The organism is Chryseobacterium gleum, from assembly GCF_900636535.1.
In the GTDB taxonomy this organism is placed as follows: Bacteria; Bacteroidota; Bacteroidia; order Flavobacteriales; family Weeksellaceae; genus Chryseobacterium; species Chryseobacterium gleum.
This window is the reverse complement of sequence record NZ_LR134289.1, coordinates 2588220-2600750: the sequence shown is the minus strand read 5'-3', so window position 1 is coordinate 2600750 and position 12531 is coordinate 2588220. Positions and strand designations below refer to the sequence as shown.

9 protein-coding genes and 1 tRNA gene are annotated in these 12531 nt (G+C 38.4%); 4 read left to right on the top strand and 6 right to left on the bottom strand.

What is annotated here, in order from left to right; genetic code table 11:
* Nucleotides 1–151: 151 nt before the first annotated feature.
* Complete coding sequence (locus EL165_RS11925) at nucleotides 152–1591, top strand: alpha-amylase (protein WP_002976782.1); 1440 nt, start codon at nucleotides 152–154, stop codon at nucleotides 1589–1591.
* A 158-nt stretch (nucleotides 1592–1749) separates the two neighbouring features.
* On the opposite strand, the gene EL165_RS11920 is transcribed toward EL165_RS11925, so the two are convergent.
* Together EL165_RS11920 and EL165_RS11915 are read right to left on the bottom strand one after the other, a co-directional pair.
* Nucleotides 1750–2160 (bottom strand): thiol-disulfide oxidoreductase DCC family protein, encoded by a 411-nt coding sequence (locus EL165_RS11920; protein ID WP_002976784.1) that lies wholly within the window; start codon nucleotides 2158–2160, stop codon nucleotides 1750–1752.
* A 4-nt stretch (nucleotides 2161–2164) separates the two neighbouring features.
* Nucleotides 2165–2632 carry a heme-binding domain-containing protein gene (locus EL165_RS11915; RefSeq protein WP_002976786.1) on the bottom strand — a complete coding sequence of 156 codons (468 nt, stop codon included), beginning with the start codon at nucleotides 2630–2632 and terminating at the stop codon, nucleotides 2165–2167.
* A gap of 433 nt (nucleotides 2633–3065) precedes the next feature.
* On the opposite strand from EL165_RS11915, the gene katG reads away from it, so the two are divergent.
* Together katG and EL165_RS11905 are read left to right on the top strand one after the other, a co-directional pair.
* Entirely contained in the window at nucleotides 3066–5348 is a 2283-nt protein-coding gene (katG, locus tag EL165_RS11910) for a catalase/peroxidase HPI (protein ID WP_002976788.1), read from the top strand.
* A 164-nt stretch (nucleotides 5349–5512) separates the two neighbouring features.
* Complete coding sequence (locus EL165_RS11905) at nucleotides 5513–6031, top strand: hypothetical protein (RefSeq protein ID WP_126358630.1); 519 nt, start codon at nucleotides 5513–5515, stop codon at nucleotides 6029–6031.
* A gap of 32 nt (nucleotides 6032–6063) precedes the next feature.
* On the opposite strand, the gene EL165_RS11900 is transcribed toward EL165_RS11905, so the two are convergent.
* Nucleotides 6064–6134: transfer RNA gene (locus EL165_RS11900), tRNA-Gln, on the bottom strand.
* Nucleotides 6135–6496: 362 nt separating this feature from the next.
* Between EL165_RS11900 and der the strand changes: the two genes are divergently transcribed.
* Complete coding sequence (der, locus tag EL165_RS11895) at nucleotides 6497–7807, top strand: ribosome biogenesis GTPase Der (RefSeq protein WP_002976791.1); 1311 nt, start codon at nucleotides 6497–6499, stop codon at nucleotides 7805–7807.
* 80 nt (nucleotides 7808–7887) lie between these two features.
* Here the strand turns inward: der and EL165_RS11890 are convergent, their stop codons facing one another.
* The 3 genes from EL165_RS11890 to EL165_RS11885 all read right to left on the bottom strand — a co-directional run bounded on the left by EL165_RS11890 (nucleotide 7888) and on the right by EL165_RS11885 (nucleotide 12466).
* Nucleotides 7888–8373: a GNAT family N-acetyltransferase gene (locus EL165_RS11890; RefSeq protein WP_002976793.1), complete on the bottom strand. Its 486-nt coding sequence runs from the start codon at nucleotides 8371–8373 to the stop codon at nucleotides 7888–7890.
* A gap of 170 nt (nucleotides 8374–8543) precedes the next feature.
* Entirely contained in the window at nucleotides 8544–9590 is a 1047-nt protein-coding gene (locus EL165_RS26115; protein WP_198418459.1) for a hypothetical protein, read from the bottom strand.
* A gap of 77 nt (nucleotides 9591–9667) precedes the next feature.
* The gene (locus tag EL165_RS11885) at nucleotides 9668–12466 is read right to left on the bottom strand and encodes a non-ribosomal peptide synthetase (protein WP_198418458.1); all 2799 of its coding nucleotides are present in this window, start codon (nucleotides 12464–12466) and stop codon (nucleotides 9668–9670) included.
* Nucleotides 12467–12531 lie beyond the last annotated feature (65 nt).

Below are 12531 nucleotides of genomic sequence, written 5' to 3'. Positions count from 1 at the left end.
CGAGAATCTTAAAATTTTATGATTTTTTAATGAAAAATTTAAATGTCTTTCTTCCTGATTTATTATTGAAAATTAAAATATTTCCCATTCATTTGAATTTGTTTTTAATAAAATTGTATCTTGTTTAATAGATTCATAATTAATTATTGCGATGAAAAAAACATATTTTTTCCTTTCCCTGCTGGCTTTAGCGTTTGCTCACTCATGCCGGAACAGTGATGAATTAACAATGGAACCTTCCAAAAAGGAAGAGGTCCACAATAAAACGGTGAATGTAACGAACCATGACGGGCGGCCTTTCAGTACAGGAAGCGGTTCAGGCTCTGCACAAAGTAAATTTATTGCCGGGCCCGGCGGCGGAGTATTGATGCAGGGTTTCTACTGGGATGTTCCTGATGGTGGCAATTGGTGGAATACTGTTAAAGATAAGCTGACAGCGTGGTCCAATGCGGGAATTGGTGCTGTATGGCTGCCTCCCGCATCAAAAGCACAAAACGGAGCATACTCTATGGGATATGACCCTACAGATTATTATGATTTTGGAAACTTTAATCAGAATGGGAGTGTGGAAACCCGTTTCGGGTCAAGGGCCGAGCTGGAGGCATTAATTACTAAAGCGCATGATGAAAATATGCAGGTGTATGCAGATATTGTGATTAACCATAACAGCGGCGGGCAATCCGAAGCCAATCCTTTTACCGGAACCAATACCTGGACGGATTTTTCGGGAGTGGCTTCAGGAAAATTCCAGAGAAACTATAATGATTTTTATAAGAATGCCTACGGAAATAATGACGAAGGAGCTTTTGGAGGTTTCCCGGATCTGTGTCATGCCAATCCTCATGTGCAGGACTGGCTTTGGGGAAGAGATGATTCTATTGCTAAATACTATAAAAACGTGATGAAATTTGATGGCTGGAGGTTTGATTACGTCAAAGGTTTTGGCCCGTGGGTTGTCAATACATGGAACTCTAAGGTTGGAGGATTCTCTGTAGGCGAGCTCTGGGATTCCAACGTAAATACATTGGATTGGTGGTCCAGTAATGCCAACAGTTCTGTATTTGATTTTGCTGCTTATTATAAAATGGATGAAGCTTTTGATAATGGAAATTTAAATGTTCTGAATGATGATATGATGTGGAAAAGAAACCCTTATAAGGCAGTTACTTTTGTAGCCAATCATGATACAGATATCATCTACAATAAAATGCCGGCATATGCTTACATTCTGACCCATGAAGGATATCCGACTATTTTTTACAGGGATTATGAAGAATGGCTGAACAAAGAAAGGCTTAATAACCTGATCTGGATTCACAATAATAAAGCTACCGGAACAACTTCTATTCTGTATACCGACAATGATGAATATATAGCAAGAAGAAACGGGTACAATGGTAATCCGGGGCTTGTTGTTTACATCAATACTTCATCAAGCTGGCAGGAAAGATGGGTGGAAACCAATTGGAGCAGTCAGCAGATTAAAGATTTCACAGGGAATTCAAGCTGGTATCCAACCACTCAAGGTGATAAATGGGTGAAAATCCAATGCCCGCCAAATTCTTATTCCGTCTGGTCGCTTAATTTATAAGTAATGGGTAATGGGTAATGAGTAATAGATGTGATGAAAATGAGTCTTTACTACTAGTCTCAGCCTGTTATGATCCACTAAGCTTGTCATTCCGTAGGAATCAATTCAATCCATCATATTGCAAAAGAATTCTTACGGAATGATATTTTTCTCTAAAGTTACACCTGAATAAACTTTTTTCTCTGATGCTGATCCGGCAGATAACACCTCTGATTGGCCAGCTTCATTCTGTTTCTCGAAACAAGATCGTAAGCTTTGTCACTCAAAAACCTGGGAATAATTTTGCCTAAAAAAGCGAGGGAGTATATTCCTCCTAACAGTTTGGCAATGTGAAGTATTGCTCTTGATTTAATCAGATAATATTTTCCCGGTTTCCAGAGGTACATGGTATTGAATATATGAGTATCCAACCCCCTTTCGGATAAAAACTGCTGTCCGAATTCAGACTGAAGGGAAGCAAACATAAACTGGTCTTTCCGGTCCCGCTCAAGAATCCATTGCACCCAGAAATTACAGACACCGCAGTCTCCGTCAAAAAATACAATATGTTTATTTTCCCAGTTTTCCACAACTTTATTTATTAAACATGATTCCTCTCTCAGTATCTTCCTTTACCTTTTTGAAATATTGAATAAGATTTGTACGCTGTTCATCCGAAAGTTTGGCATTCTGATGCCCTATATAATAAGATTCAAGCGGCATTTCTTTCTTTTCAACCATTTCTATACATTCATCCAGTTTATGAAGCTGTCTCTGAGGCTCATAGACTGCAAAGGTAGAAAAATTAAGGCTTTTTCTGCCTTCATCAATATGATTTTTTACCCACCATGATGTAGGGGAAATATTAGCATACCAGGGATAAGTTGTTTCATTGGAATGGCAGTCATAACATGAAGTTCTGATGGTACGGGCAATTTTTTCCGGGGTATTTTTTATTTTCAGAAAATCCATACCTGGTGTAAGCGGCGGATTGGTCTTATCAATAGGGAAGAATTGAATGATAATAAAGGCAACGAGAATGACTACAATTATTTTTTTCATAGCAGGTGTTCATATTTTGATAAATATAAAGGTAGTTAATTTTTTTTATGCTTTGGCTGGAAGTTGTGAACAGAGAAAAATTTACCGGTCAGTTTTTTATTTAACTATTAATTTCCTATTCATTTATACAAATGTCCTGAGGAATATTTTTTGTCTGTTATAACTTCCAGCTTCCTATTTCCTTCTTCTCGCTTTTTCTCTTACATTGAGTTATTCTAAATAGAGCAAAGCCAACCCAATGAATTTAAAAAATGATTAACTTAATACCACAATTATGTCCTGGAAATTATGCGGGCGGAAGAATTTATTTATAGTTTTTAACTATCATTGAAATAAAAATTAATAGATTGTATTTATTGTTTAATCGTTGTAGGTTTGTGATGTTCTTACAACAGAGAATGTAACTGAATTAATCAACATAAAATAAACGACAATGGAAAAAGATTTGAATGACATCAGCAAATGCCCGTTTCATAACGGAACCATGAAGAAGAATAATGTAGCCGGAGGCGGAACAAAAAATTCTGATTGGTGGCCTGATCAGCTTAGAGTAGATCTGCTTCGTCAGCATTCTTCCCTCTCTGATCCTATGGATAAGGATTTTGACTATGCCAAAGCATTTGAAAGCCTTGATCTGGAGGCTGTAAAAAAAGACCTTCACGCATTGATGACAGATTCACAGGATTGGTGGCCGGCGGATTTTGGTCATTACGGGCCTTTGTTTATCCGTATGGCATGGCACAGTGCCGGTACTTATAGAGTAGGAGATGGTAGAGGCGGAGCAGGAGCAGGGCAGCAACGCTTTGCACCGTTAAACAGCTGGCCGGATAACGTGAGCCTTGATAAAGCCAGAAGATTACTTTGGCCGATCAAACAGAAATATGGAAAAAACATTTCATGGGCAGACCTTCTGATCCTTACAGGGAATGTTGCTCTTGAATCGATGGGCTTTAAAACATTTGGATTTGCCGGAGGACGAGCAGATGTATGGGAACCGCATTCCGATGTATATTGGGGATCAGAAAAAACATGGCTTGGAGGCGATTTACGTTATGCTCATGGCTCAGAAGGGGTGGTAGAAGGTCAGTCAGCTGTTCTTCCTACAGATGATAATGCAGATGGGGATATTCATTCAAGAAACCTTGAAAATCCATTGGCAGCCGTACAGATGGGACTTATTTATGTAAATCCGGAAGGACCGGATGGAAACCCGGATCCGATTGCAGCTGCTAAAGATATCCGCGATACTTTCGGACGTATGGCGATGAATGATGAAGAAACCGTTGCCTTGATTGCCGGAGGACATACTTTCGGTAAAACACACGGAGCAGGTCCTGCAGATCATGTAGGTAAGGAACCGGAAGGCGCAGGAATAGAGCTGCAGGGACTTGGATGGGCAAGTACTTATAAATCAGGAAGTGGAAGAGATGCCATTTCCAGTGGTCTGGAAGTAACCTGGACAGAAACTCCGACTCAATGGAGTAATTATTTCTTTAAAAATCTTTTTGAAAATGAATGGGAACTGACAAAAAGCCCTGCAGGTGCTCACCAATGGGTAGCCAAAGACGGAGCTGAAATCATTCCTGATGCATTTGATTCTTCTAAAAAGCATAAGCCGACAATGCTTACAACAGATCTTTCTTTAAGATTTGATCCTGTTTACGAAAAAATTTCAAGACATTTTTATGAAAATCCTGATGCGTTTGCTGATGCATTCGCAAGGGCATGGTTCAAGCTAACCCACAGAGACATGGGACCACGTGCCCGTTATCTGGGGCCGGAAGTTCCACAGGAAGAGTTAATCTGGCAGGATCCTATTCCTAAAGTAGATCACGAACTGATTGATGAAAATGATGCAGAAGCATTAAAATCAAAAATATTGAACTCCGGATTAAGTATTTCCGAGCTGGTTTCAACGGCCTGGGCTTCTGCTTCTACTTTCAGAGGAAGTGACAAGCGTGGTGGTGCCAACGGAGCCAGAATCAGACTTGAACCTCAGAGAAACTGGGAAGTCAACAATCCTTCACAATTGAATAAAGTATTAGGTGTTCTGGAAGGAATTCAAAAAGAGTTTAACGATTCTCAAAGCGGAGGTAAGAAAATATCATTGGCAGATCTCATTGTTTTAGCCGGTAATGCTGCTGTTGAAGTGGCGGCAAGAAACGCAGGTCAGGATGTGAAAGTTCCTTTTGCACCCGGAAGAATGGATGCTTTGCAGGAGCAGACAGATGTAGAATCTATGGGATATCTGGAACCTGCAGCTGATGGATTCCGTAATTATCTGAAAAGAAAATATACCGTATCTACAGAATCCTTACTGATTGATAAAGCACAATTACTGACTCTTACTGCGCCGGAACTCACTGTATTGATTGGAGGAATGCGTGCATTGGATACGAACTTTGACGGTTCAAAACATGGTATCTTCACAAACCGTCCGGGTGTTCTTACCAATGATTTCTTCGTAAATCTTTTAGATATGAGTACGCAGTGGAAAGCAATGTCAGATGATAAAGAATTATATATAGGAAGTGATCGTTCAACCGGCCAACCGAAATGGACCGCAACCCGTGCCGATCTTGTCTTTGGATCCAATTCTGAATTAAGAGCTGTTGCTGAGGTATACGGAAGCTCCGATGCACAAAGCAAATTTGTCAAAGATTTTGTAGCTGCATGGACGAAGGTGATGAATCTGGATAGGTTTGATCTGGTGTAATAAGTAAAAATGAAAATAAGCAAAGGCAGCATTTATGGCTGCCTTTTTTATTGATCTCAATATCGATAATACAAATATTTTACTATAAATGTCTTAATCATTATATCTACGAATGAGGTTGTTATTTATAGAGTTTGTAAATTTGAATGCCATTAATGAAAGGGATGAAAACAAAAGAGCTTATCAATAATGTTGTTTCAATTAACCTAAAAAATAAAAAAGAATTTGAGGGTATATTGGTAGATATATCAGATGATTGGTGCTATATAAAATATATTCCTGTTGATTATGTGGTGGATGGTTTCGTAATGATAAACCAAAGATATATTAAAAACATTCAAAGATCGGAGGAGCATGAATTTAAAGAAAATATACTAAGATTAAAGGGAGTAATTGCTGAAAAAAGTGTTGAGTTAAATATTGATGATAATATAAAATTATTGTCGGATATGCAATCTAAAATTGAACTTATTCAAATTGAGCTGAAATATCCTCATAAATGTTATATTGGTAAAATTCATCTTGTTAAAGGACATTCATTTAAAGCGAGATTACTGAGTCCCAAAGCAAACTGGTTGTTAATCGAATCTTTTTTGTATAAAGAAATACGGGCTATTTACTTTGATAATGACTATGTTAATTCTTTACAGCTGGTTTTGCCTCCCATTTCAGATCTGGATTAAATAAAAAAACCACCCTTAAAAAGGATGGTTTGTAGACCCACAGGGATTCGAACCCCAGATGACTGAACCAAAATCAGTAGTGTTACCGCTACACCATGGGTCTGTTTCTATGCCGCGAAATTATAGAATTTATTTTAAATATGAAAATCAAAATTAAAGATTCATTAACATAATTAGTAAGATGACAGCTTTATGTATTGATATCCAAAGAATTATTTTTTTTAATAAATTTTAGAAAAAAACTGTTTCTATCCATAAACATTAGATTTGTGGATATTACTTGCTCAATTTGATGAGAGGTCTTACATTAATTTATTCGAGGTATAATAACTTCCCGCTTCCAGCCTTCAACGTTCAGTTAAATAATAAAACCTTATCTTTGCAAAAAAAATTGGGCTCCAAAAGTTGGAGTAACCCATTAATAACATATCCTGAGCAAAGCAAAAGGATTATTAAACATTTTTTATGTCAAATATTGTCGCAATCGTTGGACGTCCCAACGTAGGAAAATCCACGCTTTTTAACCGTTTATTAGAAAGAAGAGAAGCTATTGTAGATTCTACAGCCGGTGTTACCAGAGACCGTCACTACGGAAAATCAGACTGGAACGGAGTAGACTTTACCGTAATTGATACCGGAGGGTACGATGTAGGTACAGATGATATCTTCGAAGAAGAAATCCGTAAACAGGTACAGCTAGCAGTAGATGAAGCCACTTCTATTATCTTTATGATGAACGTAGAGGAAGGGCTTACTGATACGGATCACGAAATTTACAGGCTTCTCAGAAGATCCAACAAACCGATTTATATTGTTATCAATAAAGTGGATTCTGCAAAGGAAGAACTTCCTGCTACTGAATTTTATCAATTAGGAATCGATAAATACTATACACTTTCTTCAGCCACGGGTTCCGGAACAGGAGATCTGCTGGATGATATCGTTAGAGACTTCCCGACTACAGAATATAAAGACCCATTTGAAGGACTTCCTAAAATTACCATTGCTGGGCGTCCGAACGTAGGGAAATCTACCTTGACAAACGCCTTGCTGGATGTTGAAAGAAATATCGTAACTGATATTGCAGGAACAACAAGAGACAGTATCCAGACTTTATATAATAAATTCGGACACGAGTTTGTATTGGTGGATACAGCAGGGATGAGAAGAAAGTCTAAGGTAAACGAAGACCTTGAATTCTATTCCGTTATGAGATCTATCCGTTCAATCGAATATTCTGATGTAGTGATCATTATGGTAGATGCCACACAAGGATGGGAATCCCAGGATATGAACATCTTCGGACTGGCTCAGAAAAACAGAAAAGGAATTGTAATCCTTGTTAATAAATGGGATTTGATCGAGGACAAGCAAACCAATACAATGCGTGATTTCGAGAAATCAATCAAAGATAAAATTGGCCAGTTCCAGGATATTCCAATCTTATTCGTTTCAGCCTTAACGAAGCAAAGAATTCTAAAGGCTGTAGAAGTAGCTATGCAGGTTTATGAAGACCGTAAGAAGAAAATTAAAACTTCAAAACTGAATGAAGTAATGCTTCCGATTTTTGAAAATACGCCACCGCCGGCTTTAAAAGGAAAATATATTAAAATCAAATATTGTGTTCAGCTTCCTACACCGTCACCGCAGTTTGTATTTTTCTGTAACCTTCCGCAATATGTGAAAGAACCGTATAAAAGATTTACTGAAAATCAGTTGAGAAAAGAATTCGGGTTTACCGGAGTTCCGATTGAAGTATATTTCAGACAAAAATAATAAGAACAAATATTATAAAAACTCCGGCAAGCGAAGCTTGCCGGAGTTTTTGTTTCAAATAAATTTTCATTTCAGGCTTTTCAAGGCAGCCACTTTTCATATACAAGTCTTACAGGGCGGTAACCCTGTGAAACAAGCCACCGCTGCATTGTATCATTATTGCATAATGTATAACGGTAAATTTTCCGGATTTTATAGTTTGCATACCTTTCTTCAAATGCCTTATTGAGGGCAGAATAGATTCCCTGTTTTCTGAACTCTTTTTTTACATATCCTTCTGAAACGTACAGATCATCTCCTTCCCCAAGCTCAAAATTACTGTCATCTTTCTCTTCAAGATAACCGAAAAGAAAACCTATTGCATTCCCATCGGCTTCAGCAATAAGAAAAGTGCCATCATTTTCTTCCTCACATGTTGACATAAACCGGAGATAACTTTCTCTGATCTGACTCCAGTCAGCGGTGTTGTTATTCATTTCCTTTTCTGAAATATGGAGTTCACCTACCAGTTCATCAACAACAGGAAGGTTTTCGGTGATTTTTATTTTTCTGATGGAATAATTCATAATGATGTTTTTTTATGTGTTGGAATCCGGAAGAGGAAAATTGGAGGTTTGTATTGTTTAATACTATAACCCTTGCTATTAAGAATTAAAACAGATTTAATTAGAAAGATACTTATTCCTATTCTGAACCTGAATTGCTTCTATCTTCCGGTCTCATGCTTCCAGTTTTATCACTTTCCTCTCAGCGGACTGCCATACCAGGACGTATTATCCGAAAGCACTTCTCCTTTCATAACCAGGGAAAGAGGATCAATATTAACATTGTTTCCGATTTCACTGTCATATAGAATAATTGTTCTTGAATTGATTGTGGTCTGTTTTCCGATTTTTACACTTCCTATTTTCATAATCCTGTCTTCAAAAAGGTGAGTCTGGGGACCGCAGTCTTCATTCAGCATGGTTTCATTTCCGATTGAAACCATATCAAATTCTGTAATATCAGTTGTATTGAGCCAAACTCTTTTTCCAATTTTCACCCCCAGAAATCTCATAAAGAACGGCAGCCAGAAAGTTCCGCGCAGAAAATCAAGGAAAAACTGTACAGGAAGAGCTTCATAGATTGTTGTAATGCCTTCACTCAGCCATACCTTCATACTGTACATCGGCATTTCAGTTTTTTTATACCTTCCTACAAAAATCCATTTCAGCAGTACAGTGAAGAAAAAAGAAGGCAAAGCAACAATTCCCAGATAATAAAACGGAGACAGTAAGATAAGATAATGAATGTTTCCTTCCAGATAAGTACTTGTATAGGCAATGAAAAGTACGCTGCAGATAATCACCACAGTTTGTGGGAGAATAATTCTGATTCCTTCAACTACAGCTCTTGCAAGCTTAAGTTTAAATGATGGATTATAGGTAAGGTTATCCTGAAAAGCATCAGATTTCTGTCTGGACGGCAGACCAATCGGAGGAGAACCAAACCAGTCTTTTTCATTTGAATTTTGCAGTTGTTCTTCAGATGGAGCTTTGCTCAATACTCCGATCAGCATATTATCTTTCAGTTCATATCCCTGTGGAATCAGTCCGCTGTTTCCTACAAAGCTGTTATTTCCTATTTTGGTTTTCGATAAAATTAATTTTTCATTCCTTACATCATGCTCTCCCAAAATGACTGCATCTGCAATAAATGAGCCTTCCCCGATTTCTAAAAGATGATGGGAAACATCACTGGCTGTCGAGATTTCTGAATTCTTTCCCACTTTTGCGCCCATCATTTTATAGAATTTACTGATATAGATAGAGGCAAAAAGCGGATGTACAATAACGAGGGAGAGATTAAAAATCTGGTCCTTTATCCATTTTTATAATACATAAAACTGTATACCGGATAGATGCCAGGTTTCATATTATACTGTAAAATCCTGGTCAGGATACTTACCACTCCGATAAACAATAAAATATAAACGGTAGAAAGAATCGGAGCCTGCCACAGATAATAGAAACTATAATCAGCTGAACGCTCGTCCAGATAATACAGAGTATAAAGTGTGGGGGCTAAAGGTAAAACAATAAGAAGAGGAAAGAAAAATAATGAACAGGCATACAGTAAAGCAAAACGGTTTCTTTTTCCCGCAGAAGCCAGCGTAGGTGCTTCAATTTCTTCACCGGATTTTACTCTTACCTTTTCAGCCGGACTGCCGTTCCATACTTCTCCAAATCCTATTTTTCCTCCTTCATTAAGGCAGCTTAAATCCTGAAGTTCCCCGAATTCCTCAATAACGGTATCTCCGCATACAATCACGGAAGATCCAAGATAAGCGTGCGCTTTGATATGTACTTTTCTGATCTTTAAAATCCCATTCTCTACAGAAGCATTGTCAATACTGCAGCCCGAGCTGGTATTCACATTTTTATCTATCGTTACAAGATCTTCGGCAGCGATAGGAAGGAGGCTTAACTGAGCGCTCGGATCTACTTTTACTCCAAGAAGCCTCAGGTATTTCGGATATAAAGGTGTTTCTACAATAAATTCTGAAGGCATCAGTCGCTTAATCGTTTTCCAAAGCCACCACCTGAAATAATACCATCCCCAAAGCGGATAATCTCCTTCTTTTATTTTTCCGATTACCAGCCATTTTGTAAGAACAATAATGATTGAATATACAGGTGGAATTAATGTATAAAGTAAAACAGCACTCAGTAAAGCATAATGTAATCCGTACCCGTTAATCTGGAAATAATAATAGCTCAGATAAGGGAAAAAGATCTGAATACTTAATAAAGCAAATACAACCAGTAAACTAACCGTCTGGGCAATATTACAGGCAATATACTGCCATGTTGAAACCCTGTGAAACGGTTCCTGGCGGGATGTCGCCTGAGTATGCTTGTTTTTGAGAAACTCAGAATAAACTGACAAAGGACGGTTTTCATAAATCTCTTTCAGTGAAGCAGTAGGAATGCCTGCCTTCTGACGAAGATGAGAAACTAATGTTGCCGCCAGCAAGGAATGTCCACCAAGATCCGTGAAAAAATCCTGGGTGAGATTGATTTCTTTTCCCGGAAATACCCATTGCAGCGTCTGGATAAGTTTTTCTTCTATCGGAGCTTCAGCATCAATGTTGATTTCTTCGTTTTTCTGATGAACCGTGAAACTTTCAGGAAGAGGAAGCCGTTTTCTGTCGATTTTACCACTTGGCATTCTCGGCATTTCTTTCATCAGAACAATAGAAATCGGAACCATGTAAGGTGCCAGAAATTTTGCGAGTTCTTTGCGCATTTCATTTTCATCGAAAGAAGATTCGTTGCTCATGACGGCATATCCCACAAGTTGCCCCTGCCCATTTGAATCTTCTTTTACGGCTACAGCAGCTGAAGAAACATCATGCAGCTGATTGAGCCGGGATTCTATCTCGCCAAGCTCAATTCTGTACCCGCGTAATTTGATCTGATCATCAATTCTTCCCTGAAAATCAATAAATCCATCTTCGCGTATGATAACAGCATCCCCGGTTTTGTATATTCTGTCTCCGGGAAGATCTTCAGGAAATGGATTGGCTAAAAACTTCTGTTCAGTAAGTTCAGGAAGATTAAAATATCCGTTACTGACTCCAGGCCCGGAAATGACCATCTCACCACGTTCTCCCCGTGGAACAATATTCATGTTTTCGTCAACCACAGCAATATGATAATTGGGAAGAGGAAGACCAATGGTCAGTTCCTGTTGTCCATTCAGTTCAGTCATATTGGATGAAACTGTTGTTTCTGTAGGTCCGTAGCTGTTGATGAATACTCTATAGGGCTTGGCCCATTTTTCCTGTACCTGTTTTGTACATGCTTCCCCTCCGGTATTGATGAACCTGACAGCAGGAACTTCGTCGATAATGGCCAGAATACTGGGAACTGCATGAAGGACGGTAATTTTATTTTTGGTTAAAACATCGCTAAGCTCATCGATCGCTTTTACAGTGGTGGCGTCAGCGATCCATATGGTGGCTCCTGCAAAAAGACTGATCCACACTTCTTCACACCACATATCAAAAGAAACAGAAAATCCCTGATATACGATATCCGTATCCCTGATTTTTATAAAATCCTGCTCAGAGCGGATTAAATGACAAATGTTCCGGTGGGATATCGGAATTCCCTTAGGGTTTCCTGTGCTTCCTGAGGTAAACAATACATAAGCCCAGTTGTCTGGTGTATAATTGGGAACAGGTGCAGGAACCGGATGTTGAGGTTGTGGTGCAATTTCTAAAGGCTGACAATGAATATGTGCATCCGTGTCAGAAAAATAAGTTTTGACATTAATATCTGTAAAAACCTTTTTTATCCTGTCCTCAGGCATTTCACGGTCTAATGGAATGTAAGCGGCACCGGCTTTAAGAATTCCAAGTATGGCTACAGGAAGTTCAAGGCTTCTCGGATACCATACTCCGATACGGTCGCCCGGCTGTACTCCATGATCTTGCAGTTGAAGCGCAATGGCATTACTCCAACTGTCCAGTTCAGCATAGGATATTTTTTTATCTTTAAATATAAAGGCTGTTTTGTCTTTATATTTCTCAAAGGTGGGAACCAATAATTCAGGCAGAGTTTCATCTTTGATAAACTCCGGACTGATCTTTCCTAAAATCAGGCTTTTCATCATTTAAAATTTACTAAATAGGGTACTTGGGATGTTTTAATAAATATACATATTTCTCACAATCTTTC